We start from the raw sequence: 15,297 nt of genomic DNA on the forward strand, positions 1-15,297 counted from the left end.
TCACTTGTTTTCGGGTTTTTTGATGGCGTCGGTCGGGCATTCGTACATGCAGATTTCACAGCCGGTGCACATGGTGGTGTCGATGGTGACGACTTTCAGGCTGGCGTTCCATACCAGGGCAGGGCAGCCTACGTTCAGGCAGGCGCCGCAGCCGATGCACTCTTTTATATCCACATGCAGGGCGGGCTTGATGATGTCCTTGAAGGCCAGGACGCACTCGCGCTCCACGATGATGACGCTGAGCTCGTCGCGGTTGACTTCGCGGTTGGCCAGGGTGAAGAGGGCGGGGGTGTCGAAGGCGTCGGCTTTGTAGACGTGTTTGATGCCGATGGCACGACAGAGGCCTTCCATGTCCACGTTGCTGGTGGGTTCGCCCATGAGGGTGTTGCCGTAGCCGGGGTTGCCCTGCTGGCCGGTCATGGCGGTGATGCGGTTATCCAGGATAAAGACGGTGGATGTGGAGCGGTTGTAGACCATGTTGATCAGGCCGTTGATGCCGGTGTGCAGGAAGGTGGAGTCGCCAATGACGGCTACGACTTTGCGTCGCTCTTCCTCTGGCAGCACGCGGTCCATGCCGTGGGCTACGCCGATGCTGGCTCCCATGCAGACGCAGGTGTGGATGGAGTCCAGGGGTTTGTTCACGCCCAGGGTGTAGCAGCCGATGTCGCCACTGACAAAGAGGCCCAGGCGCTTCATGACGGTGAAGCTGCCACGGTGGGGGCAGCCGGGGCAGAGTACGGGGGGGCGGGGTGGCAGTTTATGGGCGGGGACGTCGGAGGTGCCAGTGGCCAGTCCGAGTCCACGGGCGACGCGGTCGGGGTTCAGTTCTCCGGTAATGCCGAAGAGTTCCTTGCCCTTGCAGGCGAAGCCCAGGCGCTTGACGGTGTGCTCCAGGTAGGGTTCCAGTTCTTCGACTACGATGACTTCGTCTACACTGCGGCAGAAGTCCTCGATGAGTTTTTCGGGCAGCGGGTGGGTCATGCCCAGCTTCAGGATGCTCCACTCGGCGGGTACCACTTCCTGTACGTAGGAGTGGCTGACGCCGGAGGTGATGATGCCGATTTTTTTTTCGCCCCGCTTCCACTGGTTCAGCTCGCTGGTGTTGCCGTGCTCGGCCATGCGCAGCAGGGAGGCTTCCAGCACTTCGTGGCGCATGCGGGCGTAGGCGGGGATCATGACATATTTCAGGGGATTGTATTCTGTGGAGTAGGTGCGTTCACCCAGATCGGCGGGGGAGCTGAGCTTCACCACGCCCTTGCCGTGGTTGATGCGGGTGGTGGTGCGTACCAGCACGGGAATGTCGAACTGTTCACTCAGTTCAAAGGCCGCGCGGGTGTAGTGGTAGGCTTCGTTGGGATCGGAGGGCTCCAGCATGAGGATCTTGGCCGCACGGGCGTAGTGGCGGCTGTCCTGTTCGTTCTGGCTGGAGTGCATGCCGGGGTCGTCGGCGCAGATGATCACCAGTCCACCGCGCACGCCGGTGTAGGCGGCGGTGAAGAGGGGGTCGGCGGCCACGTTCAGGCCCACGTGCTTGGTGGTACACAGGGTGCGGGCTCCGGCGAAGGAGGCGCCGATGCACACTTCCAGGGCGACCTTTTCGTTGGGGGCCCATTCGCAGTAGAGGCCGCCATTTTTGGCGATATTTTCGATGATTTCGGTACTTGGAGTACCCGGGTAGCCAGCAGCCAGCGCAACACCGGCATCACGGGCTGCCAGGGCAATGGCTTCATTGCCGGAAAGCAGCATGGTCTTGGATTGGGTCGGTTGTGAAGTCATTGACGGTATGTCTCCTTGTATTAATGTCTTGGAGCAAAATTGCGCAATCATAATGGAAAATCTGCCACAGGGCAACTCAAACAGGTCGGTTGCATCGGAAAGATATGACGGGTATGATGCGGGGTATTCTGAGAGGTGACGGAACACCCACATCTGTGCGTTGCTTGTCACGCCCAAGCCCGGGGAGCGGATTTTCCCTCTCTTGCACCGGGGTGTTTCAATGACCTGCTCTTTCAGCGGAATGCAAATTATACGGGGGAACCTATGGCTCGACTTGTGCTGATATGTATACTGTTTTTCTTTCTGGCAACGCCAGCCATGGCGCTGGTTGGTCAGGAAGCTTATGAAATACGGACTCGCGACCTTATCAGCGCAGAGGAGATCAGCCTGGGGAAGTACCGAGGCACGCCGGTTTATCTGGTGTTCTTCTATACCCTCTGTCAACCCTGCCAGCGGGAGATGCAGCGCATCGTGGACAATCGCTATGCCTTTGAACAGAGCGGAATCCAGGTCATCGGCATTGCCATGGATCGCTGGGAGGAGGATGTGAAGGCATATATCAAGGACAAGGGGATATTTTTCCCCGTTGGCCTTGCCAATCCTTCCATAGCCATGCTCTATGAGGATGTGCGCATTGTTCCCTTCACCTACCTGATCGGCGGGGATGGCGTTGTCAAAGCCCAGTACATGGGCAGAATCCCCGATGACAAGTTTTCCCAGATGCTGGAGCAGGTCGCTCCCTGACCGAAATACTTCCTCGCGATATGCTGCCATGTCGCTCCCTGTGACACCGAACCTGAACCCAGGAGGTAAGAATGGAATTCGTCAGCTCCCTTGGCACCATGCACTATGACTTTCACGGTGAGAGCTCCCAGACCATTGTCCTGATCCACGGTTTTCCCCTGCAGAGTGCCATGTGGAAACCCCAGATTCAACCCCTGATCAAGGCAGGTTTTTCTGTGCTGATTCCCGATCTTCCCGGTTTTGGCCTCTCCCGTTACCAACGAGCCCTTTCCATTGATCAGATGGCCGATGAAATCTACTCACTGACCCAGACCATGGGCATTGAACCCTTGTGCGTTGGCGGAATGTCCATGGGGGGCTATGTGGCTCTCTCTCTGGCGGAACGGTATCCCCAGTGCGCCTCCAGGCTGGCCCTGATCGTCACCCGCGCTGAAGGCGACAGTGAGGAAGGGCGTAAGGGTCGTTACGACCTTGCCGACAAGGCCCGTGAAGAAGGCATTGCCGCAGTGGCTGACGTCTTCATTGAAAAGGTCATGGGGGACGGAAGCCGAAAGCTGCGCGATGATGTCTACGCCATGATGTGTGGAGCCTCGGTGGAAGGCGCTGCCAATGCCCTGGCTGCCATGGCCGAGCGTGCCGACCGCGTGAAGTCGCTGTCAAAAATTACGGTGCCAAGCCTGGTTATGTGGGCTGAAAAGGATAAGGCCATGCCAGCGGAAGCTGCCGCAACCATGCTGGCCAAATTGCCAAACGCCAGTGAAGCCAGGCTGCCCGGAGGGCATATGGTGAATATGGAGCATCCCGATGAGTTCAACCGGGCGCTGGTGGAGTTCCTGCGCGCCTGATCGACCCACTTCCCACAAGCCCCTTCTCCCTGCAGTGGCGAAGGGGCTTTTCCGCGAAAATGGAGTGCCCATGTCCTTTGATTTCACCCTCCCTGACAGCTGGAAGGCGCATCTCGCCCCTTTGCTTCAGGAACCGCAATGCCAGCGATTGTCCCAGTATCTGGCCCAGCGCTGTCAGCAGAATATTCCCATGTATCCCCCACGGGAAGACATCTTCCGCGCCTTCAGGCTGACTCCCTGGGATCAGGTGAAAGTCGTCATCGTCGGCCAGGATCCGTACCATGGTCCCGGTCAGGCAAATGGACTCGCCTTCTCCGTCAGTTCCGGTGTGGCGCTGCCGCCATCCCTGCGCAATATCTACAAGGAAATTCAGGCCGATACCGGGTCCGAACCCCCCGTTGACGGCGATCTGCAGTGGTGGGCGCGGCAGGGGGTGCTGCTGCTGAACCGGGTTCTGACCGTGGAAGCCGGCAAGGCCAACTCCCATCGCAATAAAGGTTGGGAGCGTTTTAGTGAAGGCGTGCTGCGCGCCCTGAGCACGCAGAAGCAGGGAGTGATCTTTGTGCTGTGGGGACAGCCAGCCCAGCAGCTTCAGGCCAGCATCGACCAGGACAGGCATCACATACTCACAGCGCCTCATCCATCGCCCCTCTCGGCCTATCGCGGCTTTCTGGGATGTGGCCACTTCAGCCGCATCAACGCGATTCTGCAGCAACAGGGGCAGCAGCCCATTGACTGGGGCGGGAGTGCTGATTCAGCGCAAAAACCGTAAGCCGGGTGTGCTGGAAATGCTCATGCGGACCCGGCACGCGAGCCGCCAGCGGAGGCAGGCCATCCTATTTGACCGTAACCGCCCCGCAGGTGTGTTCCTGCAGCGCCGCCAGAAAATGCTCCAGCTCCTGCTGCTCCCCCTCAAGGCGCACTGTCACCCTCTGGCCATAGGAAAACTGCATTTGAATGCCCTGGGCCTCCCCCATGCGCCGCGTCAGGGACTCGTGGGCAAAATCCAGCTCAATGGTAGCAGACGCCAGAACCCTTACCCGCTCCAGCACCGCACCCTTCAGAGCATCGCTTACCGCCTGGGTGTACGCACGCACCAGCCCGCCAGCGCCCAGCTTGACCCCGCCGAAATAGCGCACCACCGTTGCCAGCACAGAGTCCAGCTCCTTGTGCTGCAGCACATTCAGCATGGGGCTGGCCGCCGTTCCCCCCGGCTCACCATCATCGGACATGCGCACCTGGCCACCAACCAGCAGGCAGTGGCACACATGGGCCGCCCCCGGATGCTGTTGCCGAAGCGCGGCCAGACGCTGCAGCCCGTCCTCCAGGCTCAGCACCGGCTCGACCCGACCCAGGAAACGGGAGTTTTTAATATTCAGCTCGCAGGTAACCGGCTGCTGCAGGGTGTGCAATGCAAAACTCCAGACAGGGGATTTTGTCAGAGGGTAGCATGTTCAGCGTTATAATGAAGTATTTTCAGGAGTAGCCTGTGCAGTGCGGAGAATAGGCTTGCATTCTCCGCATTTTTTGCGGAGAATATGGTCGATGATCTGTTGAAAAAGCCACAAATCAGGCAATGGATGCAATGCCGCTCATCTCCACATTACGGTGAATCATGTATATCTGGCAAAGGGAAGACTGGCCCACGTGGCACTATAATCTGGATACGCTGACAGAAACCCTTTCGCGGGTGCGCTACCAGCAGGGGATTCTGCTGGGGAAAATGGCGCATATCGGGTTTGACCTGCGGGAAAGCGCCTGGATGGAAACGCTTACCCAGGACGTAGTCCATACCAGCGAAATTGAAGGGGAAATCCTCAACCCTCAACAGGTTCGCTCCTCCGTTGCCAGGCGGTTGGGAATCGACCATGGAGGACTCGTCCCCTCCAGCCACCACGTGGATGGCGTGGTGGAAATGATGCTGGATGCCACCCAAAATTACCATCTGCCCCTGACAAATGGGCGACTTCACGCGTGGCACGGGGCTCTTTTCCCCACTGGCCGCAGCGGGCTTGTAACCATTCCGACAGGTGCCTGGCGCACCGATGAAAATGGCCCCATGCAGGTGGTTTCGGGATACTATGGGCGAGAGAAGGTTCATTACGAAGCGCCACCGGCTTCGGTGGTTCCCGGTGAAATGGAGCGATTCCTGGCGTGGCACGCCTCCCATGGCGATCAGGAACCCCTCATACGGGCGGCCATCGCCCACCTGTGGTTTGTGACCATCCACCCCTACGCCGATGGCAATGGCCGCATTGCCCGCGCCATAGGCGACATGGCCCTCGCCCACTGCGAAAACACACCTCAGCGCTTTTACAGCCTTTCCAGCCAGATACTCATTCAGCGCAAGGAATACTATGACATCCTGGAAGCTACCCAGAAAGGCTCCATGGACATTACCCCCTGGATTCGCTGGTTTCTGGATTGCCTGGAAGCTGCCATCATCGCCGCAGAGCACACCCTGCAACATATCCTGCAGCGCCAGAAATTCTGGGCCAATAACGCCCACATCCCCCTCAATCAACGCCAGCAAGCCATGCTGCAGCGGCTGCTTGAACCCGGATTTGAAGGCAAACTCACCACCAGCAAGTGGGCAAAAATGGCAAAGTGTTCCCAGGATACGGCGCATCGGGATATTCTTGATTTAATGGACAAGGGGCTATTGCGGAAGAGTGGTAGCGGAGGGCGGAGTACAAGCTACCTGTGCAGCTTTTGACTCGCCAATAGCTGAGTGAGCGGGATTGCTCCCTGGGAAGGAGATAATGAAACCACGAATGAACACAAATAAACACGAATTGATATGCAAAGATGAGGTATATCAAATTGTTGGCTGTGCGCTGGAAGTGCTCAACACACTCGGTCATGGTCTATAGGAAAAGCCCTATGAAAACGCCCTCGTCGTCGAATTTCGGCGACAGGATATTCCCTATGCGCAACAACCCAGATTCCCGGTTATCTACAAATCAGTGAATGTGGGAGAGTATATACCCGACCTGATCGTCTTTGACAAAATCATTGTCGACACCAAAACCATTGAGAAAATCGGCAATGTCGAAAAAGCCCAGATGATCAATTATCTCAAGATTAGTGGCCTGCGTGTCGGACTGATCCTTAATTTCAAACATGCCAAGCTCGAATGGCAGCGACTTGTCCTGTGAAAAATATTCGTAAACATTCGTGCCTATTCGTGGTTGCAAAATTAAATCCGTATTCCAAGCCCCTCGAATTCCAGAGGTTGTAAAAGCTGGCCGGTCTTTGTTTGCAAGCTGCTGGTGGCAAAATCAAACAGGATCAAAAAGCACTAATCAGCAACAGGTTTCTGCGCTGCCTGAGAAGACCTTCATTCATATTTCAACCCTCCCCATACAACCTTCTTAATTCATCCACATCCAATTTTTTCATGGCAAGGAATGCCTGGGTAATCTGATCCTGCTTTGCGGGGTCTTGCAGCATGGCATCCAGCGCGCGGGGCACGATCTGCCATGACAGGCCGTAGCGGTCTTTGAGCCAGCCGCACTGTTCGACTTCGGGTACGGCGGAGAGTTTTTCCCAGTGGGCGTCGATCTGCTGCTGGGTGTCGCAGTACACCAGAAGCGATATGGCTTCGTTGAAGGTAAAGGAGTGTTCGTGGGCGCTGTCCATTGCGCTGAACCACTGGTTTTCCAGCATGAAGTCGGTAAACATGATGGTCCCTGCCTGGTCGGGTTCTGCGCCTGCGGGGTGGCGGGCAACGATTCCCCGTCTGGTGTGGTGAAAGATGGAGAGGTAGAAGTCACTGGCTTCTTCGGCTTTGCCGCACATATCGCCGGTAAAGAGCAGCATGGGAGTGATGAAGGGGCGCTCTTCTCCTTCCGGGTCGGTCAGCATCAGCTGCCAGGAGAGGCCGTATCTGTCCTGTATCCAGCCGTAGCGCTGACTGAAGGGGTACGAGCCGAGGGGCATGAGCGCGGTTCCCCCATCCGAGAGGGCGTTCCACAGGGTGTCCAGCTGCTGGCTCGCCTGGGGATTCTGCGATGGGTCGAAGTTCAGGAGGAAGGAGATGGACGGGTTGAAGCGGAAGTGGGGTCCGGCACTGATGGCGGCGAAGGCGTAGCCGGAAATCTCGAAGGAGACGGTTTCCACATCGCCCGATGGAGTGCCGTGCAAGGTGGTGGAACTGATGATGCTGGCATCGGGAAAGATGGAGCAGTAAAATTCCGCTGCCTCTTTGGCTTCCTTGTCGAACCACAGCTGGGGGACTATTTTCTGCTGGGTCGTGGTTATCACGGGCCTCCTTTGGGGGTTGTTGTCTGTCTCTTCAGCGATTGTTCAGCTCTGAGCCACCTGCTGCGAAGTGTAGCGCATGGTGTATTCAGGGTGGCCGGTATGCTCATCCTTTTGCTCGCTGATCACCTGGAAGCCTTGGGCCAGATAGAATCGGCAGCTGGCTTTATTCTCCTTGTAGACGTTCAGTACCAGCTCTGTTCGCTGGCTTTTGGCGTGGGCCAATAATGCTTTGCCGATTCCCTGGCCCTGCAGCTCCGGTTGCACAAAGATGGCAGCCAGGGTGTTGCCATGCAAGGCGTAGAATCCGACCACCAGGGAGTTTCGCTCATAGACGGCCACTTCCGAGGCGGGCAGGTAGGTGTGGCGCATGCTTTCCACCTGGGATTGCCAGAATGCAGGGTCAACGAAATTGTGGGCCTTGATGGAGGCTGCAAGCCAGATATCCAGTACGGCGTCCATGTCCTTGTGGATGCAGGTTCGTATCATTGCAATGCTCCGAAAAACAAGTTGCGAGTCAGATTTTCTCTCTCAATTCCATCAACCGTTGGCCGTTTTCCCTGGCTGTCTGGCGGAAGTTGTCGGTTATGCGTGAGTCCTCCGCTGCCTCCAGCCAGAACCCTATGGCGGCATGGCAGGCGGTCAACCAGGTTTGCTGCTGGCGTGGCAGGGGCAGTGGGGGTTCAAACTGGCGCGGGGGAACTTCGCCGCCTGCCAGGGGTGCGTAGAGCATGGGGAGCATGTCGTAGCTTGGGGCCAGCTGCAGCGTTCCCTGTTGTGGGCGGAAGCTCAGGTTGCCCAGGTGCATGTCGCTGTTGGCAATCAGCTTGCCGTACCACCACTGGAGGTGGATGGAATCCCTCTGTGCGTTGCTTATCAGCCCTGCCCGGCACAGCTCGTCGGCCTGCTGTGTCCAGTCGGCGGGAGCTTTGCCAAGCAGGGCAGCATTGACAATTTCCAGGCTGATCAGGGGGCTGCGGCCAAACGGTCCATGGCGGTCGAAGCGTTCCACTTCAAGAAACGTCCGATTGTTATGGCGCAGGATGCGACTTGGGGCGGCGATCTGACCGGGTAATTCCTGGATATGCTGCAGGGCCAGATGCTCGCATACCAGCAGGTCGCGCCAGCGCGTAACGGCTGCCGAATTCTCGGCGCCGGAAAACTTCACAATAACATGGGGAGTGGCGCTGCCCGTCAGCTCGCGCATGGCGGTGAATTTTGGGAATTCACCGGCGATGCTGGAGTCAGTATCGCCAGAACTGAGGGCCTGTTCAGCCAGGCTGACGTACTGCTCTTCCAGCTCTGCTGGCTTGATGGGCGAAACCGGATTCAGCTTGCCCTGCTGCCAGCGTTCGCAGGCGGGATCACCCACGATGAGGTTGCCGCTGAGGTCACTGCCCTTTTGCATGAGCACATGTAAAAGCTGATCATCGGTCCACAGGAGGGGGTTATCCGGCACTTCCAGAGCCTGGTGAACGGCGCGGGCAAAGCTGCGCCCCATGAACCCCTGGGGTTGGAGGTGATAGAGCGGATAGGGGAGGCCATCCCACCAGCCTTGGCGCTGTTCATCGTCCACTGGCCAGTGACTGCCCTCCAGGGGCATCCAGCAACCGCCTGGATAAACAGGGATCAGCGTAGACAAAGGGCTTATCCGGCCCTGTTCGTCAATCTGATACACGGGGATATCGGTCAGGGTTCCCCGCAGGGGACGACGCAGGGCGTAGCGCGTACGCCTGGCCTTGCCGGTTATCAGGATGGATGATTGCCGTTCATTGAGGAGGCGATGGAGAGTGGCCAGGCTGATGTTCAGCGTGCTGGCAAGCTCAGCGGCGCTGATACCTGCCTCCCTGGACAGTACGTGATTCAGTCGCTCCCTTGCCTGTTGATTCCGGGTAGGCATGCTGACCTCGTTGAGAAGATTCTTGAGAAGATTTATGGTTCTTTATGTGTTTTATGTCAATGCTTTATTTGAAATTCAAATGTATTTATGATGCGATTTGTGAGGTGATATCTCTCGCCCGTTCGCTGCGCTCACCGGGGACGCCGGGAGCGCCAAGGAAATACAAGGGAATTGATTTGGCCAGCCATCGTCTCTGCGTTCTCTGCGGCTTGGCGAGAGGAAATTATCTTTTATGCATTCAAAAACCCTGAATGATTCGAGGCAGACAAACTCTGGGAAACTTGCCACAGAGGCCACTGAGAGCAGCTGTCTTTCTTCGTGAATTTCGTGCGAGGGAAATTTCCCTCCAGCGGAGGGGAACTGGGTGTTCGGCTGAGTTGCAGCCTTTTTTCAAAATCTGCGTCCATCTGCGAAAATCTGCGGAGAGAAAGTTTCCGCGCTATTCCCCTGCCACTCTTCCTTTGCGCGTGCCTGGTCCTGCCGTGGCCGTAGATTCAGATAGAGATCCAGTGCTGCCAGCAGGGAGTAGAGGGTTTCAATGCGCATGCCGCGAGTATTGTTCTCTGCATGGGAGACTGTGGACTGCTTGACGCCTGCCAGTTTGGCAAGCTCCTCCTGGGTGAGTCCTTTGGCTTTGCGCAGGGCCTGAAGCGTTTTGCCCAGGTATTCGGGCGTTGGGGCGAAGAACTGTGTCATAGATACCTCCTATCCTCCGCAAGGGATAAAGCAAGTTTATCCCCTTCAGGGGATACGCGTCAACAATGAACAACACGCAGCACACAACCTGACAATCTGTTGTGTCAGGTTTGTGACATGTCAGCTTTGCGCTTTTGCGTTATCTATTTTTGCATAAGAGTTTGCAGTGTTGGCATCGCCTTTGCTTTAGAGGCTGCAGGTGACTTTCCCCGATGCAAAGCCACCGCAACAAATACCCAGTAAAGAGGAGGCTGTTATGGCTCGCTTACGACAAATCGCATTTTACGGTAAAGGTGGCATTGGCAAATCTACGACTTCTCAGAACACCATCGCGGCCATGGCGGAGATGGGGCAGAAGGTAATGATTGTTGGCTGTGACCCTAAGGCCGACTCCACCCGTCTGATTCTGCATGCCAAGGCACAGTCAACCGTTATGGAAATGGCGGCTGAGGCTGGTTCGGTTGAGGATCTGGAGCTGGATGATGTGCTCAAGACGGGCTACCTTGGCATCCGCTGTGTTGAGGCGGGTGGTCCTGAGCCTGGTGTTGGCTGCGCTGGTCGCGGTGTTATCACGGCCATCAACTTCCTGGAAGAGGAAGGCGCCTACGAAGAAGACCTGGATTTCGTTTCCTACGACGTTCTGGGTGACGTAGTGTGTGGTGGTTTCGCCATGCCCATCCGCGAAGGCAAAGCTCAGGAGATCTACATTGTCGCTTCCGGCGAGATGATGGCCATGTACGCGGCCAACAACATCTCCCGCGGTATTCTGAAGTACGCCAACTCCGGCGGGGTTCGCCTGGCGGGTCTGATCTGTAACGAGCGCAAGACTGACCGCGAAGCTGAGTTGCTGAGTGCTCTGGCCCAGCGTCTGTCCACGACGATGATTCACTTCGTACCCCGCGACAACGTGGTCCAGCACGCGGAACTGCGCCGCATGACCGTTGTGGAATACGATCCTGCCTGCAAGCAGGCCGACGAGTACCGTACCCTGGCCAAAAAGATTGTTGACAACACGAACTTCGTCATCCCCACTCCCGTCAGCATGGAAGAGCTGGAAGAGCTGCTGATGGAATTCGGTATCATGCAACCTGACGATGCGCAAATTGTGGGAAAAGCGAAAACAGCTACTGCCTGAGGAGGACGAAATGTCAGTTGTAGATAAAGAACAATCCCAGGCGCTGATCGAGGAGATTCTGCAGGAATATCCGGAAAAGGCCCTGAAAAGTCGCAAGAAGCATATGACGGTGGTGGAGCCGGGCGCAGATGAAAAGTGCGGCGTCAGCTCCAACCGTAAGAGTATTCCCGGTGTCATGACCATTCGCGGCTGCGCCTACGCTGGCTCCAAGGGCGTGGTGTGGGGGCCGGTGAAGGACATGCTGACCATCAGTCACGGCCCGGTGGGTTGTGGCCAGTACTCCTGGGCCACCCGCCGCAACTACTATACCGGCATCACGGGCGTTGACTCCTTCGGTGCCATGCAGATCACCTCGGATTTCCAGGAGCGCGATATCGTCTTCGGCGGCGACAAGAAGCTGGAGAAGCTCGTGGATGAGCTGGAAGAGATGTTCCCCCTCAGCCGTGGCATCAGCATTCAGTCCGAGTGCCCCATTGGCCTGATCGGTGATGACATTGAGGCGGTCTCCCGCAAAAAGGCTGAGGAAATCGGCAAGCCCGTTGTTCCCGTGCGCTGCGAAGGTTTCCGTGGCGTGAGTCAGTCCCTTGGCCACCACATTGCCAACGATGCTCTGCGCGACTGGATCTACGAAAAAGATGTTCCCGCCAGTGTGCAGGAGGCCGGTCCCTACGATGTGGCCCTGATGGCGGATTACAACATCGGTGGTGATGCCTGGAGCTCTCGCCGCATTCTGGAGGAGATGGGCCTGAACGTGATCTCCCAGAGCACCGGCGACAGCACGGTGGCGGAACTGGCCAACACGGCCAAGGCCAAGCTGGTGCTGCTGCACTGCTACCGCTCCATGAACTACATCGCCCGTTATCTGGAAGAGAAGCACAGTGTGCCCTGGACCGAGTTCAACTTCTTCGGTCCCACCCAGATTTTCAAGAGCATGCGCAAGATCGCGTCCTACTTTGACGAGAGCATCCAGAAGCGCACCGAAGAGCTGATCGAAAACAAGTACAAGCCCCTGCTGCAGAGCGTGGTGGACAAGTACAAGTCCCGCCTGGAAGGCAAAAAAGTGATGCTCTATGTGGGTGGCCTGCGCCCCCGCCACACCATCCCCTGCTTCAAGGATCTGGGAGTGGAAGTGATGCTGACTGGCTATGAATTCGGCCATGGCGACGACTACCAGCGCACCATGGAGTATCTGGATGACACGACCATCGTGGTGGACGACATGAGTGAGTTCGAGATGGAAAAATTCCTCTCCAAACTCAAGCCCGACCTCTTCGGCTCCGGGGTCAAGGAAAAATACCAGTGCCAGAAGGCCGGAGTTCCCTTCCGCCAGATGCACTCCTGGGATTATTCCGGCCCCTACCATGGCATCGAAGGCTTTGCCATCTTCGCCCGCGACATGGACATGGCCATCAATGGGCAGGTGTGGAAGCATATCAAGGCACCCTGGAAGAGCTGATTCTGCCAGATGAGTGCCGCAGTTTCACCATGACAACGAACCCCCTGAAAGGATAACACCATGAGCCCCCAGAAATCCGCCTGCATGGACCATGTGGACCTGTTCCAGAGCGAGCAGTACCAGGACATGTTCGCCCGCAAGAAGGCCTATGAAAACGCTCATTCGCCTGAAGAAGTGAACCGGGTACTGGAATACACCAAGACCAAGGAATACCAGGAAAAGAACTTCGCTCGCGAAGCCCTCGCCATCAACCCCCTCAAGGCCTGCCAGCCGCTGGGTGCGCTCTACGCCGGGATCGGCTTTGCCAATACCCTGCCCTATGTGCACGGTTCCCAGGGCTGTGCCGCCTACTTCCGCTCCCACTTCTCCCGTCACTTCAAGGAGCCCTTTCCAGCGGTATCCGACTCCATGACGGAAGACGCGGCGGTATTTGGCGGTCACAACAACATGTACCAGGGCCTGAAAAACGCCTATGCCCTCTACAAGCCGGAGATGGTCGCCCTGTGCACCACCTGCATGGCCGAAGTCATTGGTGACGACCTCAGCTCCTTCACCAAAAACGCCAAGGATCAGGGCGACATTCCCCAGGAGCTGCCCGTACCTGCTGCCCATACGCCATCCTTTGTGGGTTCCCACATCACTGGCTACGACGCCATGATGCTGGCCATTCTCTCCTCCATGGGTGAGAAGCGTGAGACCAAGAGCGAAGCCATCAACGTGATCCTGGGCTTTGACACCTACCTGGGCAATTACAGCGAAATCAAGCGCATCTTCAAGCTCTTCGGAGCCGAGTGCGTGATCCTCAGCGATCCCACCGAAGTGCTGGATTCTCCCACCGATGGCGAGTACCACATGTACCGCGGCGGCACCAGCATAGAGGACCTGAAAAACGCTCCCAATGCCCGTGGTACGCTTATTCTGCAGAAGTACGCCCTGCCAAAAACCACCCAGCTCATCAAGGGTGAGTGGGAGCAGGAAGTGCGGGTGGTTAGCCCCATCGGCATCAAGGGCTCCGACGAACTGATCATGGCCATTGCCGAACTGACCGGCAAGGAAATACCCGAAGAGCTGAGCCTGGAGCGCGGGCGCTTCATCGACGCCATTGCCGACTCCTACTACTGGATCTTTGGCAAAACCTTCGCCATCAATGCCGACCCCGACCTGGCCTATGGCCTGACCCGCTTCGTGCTGGAGCTGGGCGGCGAAGCCAAGCACGTGCTCGTCACCAACTCGGTCAAGAAGTGGGAGAAGGACTAAAGTGGGCCCAGTTGTCCAGACATATTTCGAGGAAGTTTAAGTTTTCTTATTGCAGCCTATGCCGCAAGCTTTTCCTCCTTTATTCTAAATACTGACATGTACATTTTGTCTGGTGTTCTGTAGTCAAGAGACTGATGAAACCTTCTGCTATTGTAGAAGGTGAAGTATCGCTTTACTCCTTCCTTGAGTTCGGTCATGTTCTCATAGCATTTGATATAGATGTTTTCGTATTTCACACTGCGCCAAAGGCGCTCTACGTAGACATTGTCAAGGGCTCTGCCTTTGCCGTCCATGCTGATTCTGATGCCGTGACTCTTGAGTCTTTGCGTAAATGCCTCTGAGCTATATTGGCTTCCCTGGTCGGTGTTGAATATCCCAGGGACTCCATAGCGTCTGATGGCTTCATCCAGTGCTTCGAGGCAAAAGCAGGTATCCATGGTGTTGGAGATGCGCCAGCTCAGTACTTTGCGGCTGAACAGATCTATGATAGCTGTCAGGTACACCGTCTTGGCGCCAAGCTTCAAGTACGTGATATCAGTGGCCCAAACCTGGTTGGGAAGCCAGATATTCAATCCTCGCAGCAAGTACGGATACTTCTTGTGCTGCTTGTTGGCCCGTGAAAGATTGGGTTTGGGGTAAATCGCACGCAGCCCATGCTTGTGCATAATGCGCCGCACCTGTTTGGAACTCACGGCCATATCATGTTCCTCATTGAGCTGTATGGCTATCTTGCGATAACCGAAGGTGGGAATGTCTTGCAGCACCCTGAGAACAACCTTCAGTATTTCAAGATCAGATTCCTCCAGCGCCGACGAACGTGACTGGTAATAGTAGGTCGAGTGGCTGATGCCAAGCAACTTGCACTGCATCCGTATGCTCAGGTTTTTATGGCCTGGCTCTATGGCATTTTTGGCTCGTGACCGTAGAGTTGCACATACTTTTTTTTTAGGAAGTCCTTCTCAACCTGAAGCATGCCAATTTGCTTGTAAAGGGCGTCAACATTGCGATCCTCTTTGTCCTTGCCCTTCTTCTTGTTGGGACGATCGAATATATCAGGCATGGCTTCCAGAGCACGCTTCTTCCACTCCTTGATCTGCTGGGGATGAACCTCATACTCCTGAGCCAGCTCCTGAACAGTCTTTTCTTCACGCAGCGCCTCAAGGGCTACCTTGGCTTTGAACTCATTGGTAAATGTCTTACGTTGCACTATAGTCACTCTCCAGGT

15 protein-coding genes and 1 pseudogene are annotated in these 15,297 nt (G+C 56.4%); 8 read left to right on the forward strand and 8 right to left on the reverse strand.

All coding sequences use genetic code 11. The features are described from left to right. Entirely contained in the window at positions 1-1,776 is a 1,776-nt protein-coding gene (iorA, locus tag SELIN_RS03455) for an indolepyruvate ferredoxin oxidoreductase subunit alpha (RefSeq protein WP_013505312.1), read from the reverse strand. A 264-nt stretch (positions 1,777-2,040) separates the two neighbouring features. On the opposite strand from iorA, the gene SELIN_RS03460 reads away from it, so the two are divergent. From SELIN_RS03460 to ung, 3 genes are all read left to right on the forward strand, one after another. After that, positions 2,041-2,520 (forward strand): peroxiredoxin family protein, encoded by a 480-nt coding sequence (locus SELIN_RS03460; protein ID WP_013505313.1) that lies wholly within the window; start codon positions 2,041-2,043, stop codon positions 2,518-2,520. A 71-nt stretch (positions 2,521-2,591) separates the two neighbouring features. Continuing rightward, complete coding sequence (locus SELIN_RS03465) at positions 2,592-3,365, forward strand: alpha/beta fold hydrolase (RefSeq protein ID WP_013505314.1); 774 nt, start codon at positions 2,592-2,594, stop codon at positions 3,363-3,365. 70 nt (positions 3,366-3,435) lie between these two features. Beyond that, the gene (gene ung, locus SELIN_RS03470; protein ID WP_013505315.1) at positions 3,436-4,137 is read left to right on the forward strand and encodes a uracil-DNA glycosylase; all 702 of its coding nucleotides are present in this window, start codon (positions 3,436-3,438) and stop codon (positions 4,135-4,137) included. 64 nt (positions 4,138-4,201) lie between these two features. On the opposite strand, the gene SELIN_RS03475 is transcribed toward ung, so the two are convergent. Next, the gene (locus SELIN_RS03475; RefSeq protein ID WP_013505316.1) at positions 4,202-4,777 is read right to left on the reverse strand and encodes an IMPACT family protein; all 576 of its coding nucleotides are present in this window, start codon (positions 4,775-4,777) and stop codon (positions 4,202-4,204) included. 203 nt (positions 4,778-4,980) lie between these two features. Between SELIN_RS03475 and SELIN_RS03480 the strand changes: the two genes are divergently transcribed. Both SELIN_RS03480 and SELIN_RS15210 read left to right on the forward strand, forming a co-directional pair. Continuing rightward, positions 4,981-6,081, forward strand: a complete 1,101-nt coding sequence (locus SELIN_RS03480) for a Fic family protein (RefSeq protein WP_013505317.1) — start codon at positions 4,981-4,983, stop codon at positions 6,079-6,081. A 169-nt stretch (positions 6,082-6,250) separates the two neighbouring features. Continuing rightward, positions 6,251-6,523: pseudogene (locus SELIN_RS15210) on the forward strand (GxxExxY protein); the annotation flags it as partial. Positions 6,524-6,716: 193 nt separating this feature from the next. Here SELIN_RS15210 and SELIN_RS03490 read toward each other — a convergent pair. The 4 genes from SELIN_RS03490 to SELIN_RS03505 form a co-directional block, all read right to left on the reverse strand. Further along, positions 6,717-7,628: a VOC family protein gene (locus SELIN_RS03490; protein WP_041726458.1), complete on the reverse strand. Its 912-nt coding sequence runs from the start codon at positions 7,626-7,628 to the stop codon at positions 6,717-6,719. A 45-nt stretch (positions 7,629-7,673) separates the two neighbouring features. Next, complete coding sequence (locus SELIN_RS03495; protein WP_013505320.1) at positions 7,674-8,117, reverse strand: N-acetyltransferase; 444 nt, start codon at positions 8,115-8,117, stop codon at positions 7,674-7,676. A gap of 28 nt (positions 8,118-8,145) precedes the next feature. Beyond that, positions 8,146-9,528 (reverse strand): type II toxin-antitoxin system HipA family toxin YjjJ, encoded by a 1,383-nt coding sequence (yjjJ, locus tag SELIN_RS03500; RefSeq protein ID WP_013505321.1) that lies wholly within the window; start codon positions 9,526-9,528, stop codon positions 8,146-8,148. Between the two features lie 390 nt (positions 9,529-9,918). Continuing rightward, positions 9,919-10,224 carry a helix-turn-helix domain-containing protein gene (locus SELIN_RS03505; protein WP_013505322.1) on the reverse strand — a complete coding sequence of 102 codons (306 nt, stop codon included), beginning with the start codon at positions 10,222-10,224 and terminating at the stop codon, positions 9,919-9,921. Between the two features lie 256 nt (positions 10,225-10,480). Here SELIN_RS03505 and nifH point away from each other — a divergent pair, with 256 nt between their 5' ends. The 3 genes from nifH to nifK are packed head-to-tail and all read left to right on the forward strand — an operon-like array spanning position 10,481 to position 14,072. Then, entirely contained in the window at positions 10,481-11,359 is an 879-nt protein-coding gene (gene nifH, locus SELIN_RS03510) for a nitrogenase iron protein (RefSeq protein ID WP_013505323.1), read from the forward strand. Between the two features lie 10 nt (positions 11,360-11,369). Beyond that, entirely contained in the window at positions 11,370-12,815 is a 1,446-nt protein-coding gene (gene nifD / locus SELIN_RS03515; RefSeq protein WP_013505324.1) for a nitrogenase molybdenum-iron protein alpha chain, read from the forward strand. 60 nt (positions 12,816-12,875) lie between these two features. Beyond that, positions 12,876-14,072: a nitrogenase molybdenum-iron protein subunit beta gene (gene nifK, locus SELIN_RS03520; protein WP_041726462.1), complete on the forward strand. Its 1,197-nt coding sequence runs from the start codon at positions 12,876-12,878 to the stop codon at positions 14,070-14,072. 56 nt (positions 14,073-14,128) lie between these two features. On the opposite strand, the gene SELIN_RS03525 is transcribed toward nifK, so the two are convergent. Then, entirely contained in the window at positions 14,129-14,974 is an 846-nt protein-coding gene (locus SELIN_RS03525; RefSeq protein ID WP_041725906.1) for an IS3 family transposase, read from the reverse strand. Then, entirely contained in the window at positions 14,971-15,288 is a 318-nt protein-coding gene (locus tag SELIN_RS03530; RefSeq protein ID WP_198007093.1) for a transposase, read from the reverse strand. Before SELIN_RS03530 ends, SELIN_RS03525 begins: the two co-directional genes overlap by 4 nt. Positions 15,289-15,297: the final 9 nt, after the last annotated feature.

Origin of the sequence: Desulfurispirillum indicum S5 (assembly GCF_000177635.2) — a bacterium.
Taxonomy (GTDB): Bacteria; Chrysiogenota; Chrysiogenetes; order Chrysiogenales; family Chrysiogenaceae; genus Desulfurispirillum; species Desulfurispirillum indicum.

Bases quoted from the DNA above. Each gene is read 5' to 3' on its own strand.
- nifH (WP_013505323.1), top strand. From the start codon at position 10,481: ATGGCTCGCTTACGACAAATCGCATTTTACGGTAAAGGTGGCATTGGC.
- SELIN_RS03505 (WP_013505322.1), bottom strand. From the start codon at position 10,224: ATGACACAGTTCTTCGCCCCAACGCCCGAATACCTGGGCAAAACGCTT.
- nifK (WP_041726462.1), top strand. From the start codon at position 12,876: ATGAGCCCCCAGAAATCCGCCTGCATGGACCATGTGGACCTGTTCCAG.
- iorA (WP_013505312.1), bottom strand. From the start codon at position 1,776: ATGACTTCACAACCGACCCAATCCAAGACCATGCTGCTTTCCGGCAAT.
- SELIN_RS03495 (WP_013505320.1), bottom strand. From the start codon at position 8,117: ATGATACGAACCTGCATCCACAAGGACATGGACGCCGTACTGGATATC.
- nifD (WP_013505324.1), top strand. From the start codon at position 11,370: ATGTCAGTTGTAGATAAAGAACAATCCCAGGCGCTGATCGAGGAGATT.
- SELIN_RS03465 (WP_013505314.1), top strand. From the start codon at position 2,592: ATGGAATTCGTCAGCTCCCTTGGCACCATGCACTATGACTTTCACGGT.
- yjjJ (WP_013505321.1), bottom strand. From the start codon at position 9,528: ATGCCTACCCGGAATCAACAGGCAAGGGAGCGACTGAATCACGTACTG.
- SELIN_RS03480 (WP_013505317.1), top strand. From the start codon at position 4,981: ATGTATATCTGGCAAAGGGAAGACTGGCCCACGTGGCACTATAATCTG.
- SELIN_RS03460 (WP_013505313.1), top strand. From the start codon at position 2,041: ATGGCTCGACTTGTGCTGATATGTATACTGTTTTTCTTTCTGGCAACG.
- ung (WP_013505315.1), top strand. From the start codon at position 3,436: ATGTCCTTTGATTTCACCCTCCCTGACAGCTGGAAGGCGCATCTCGCC.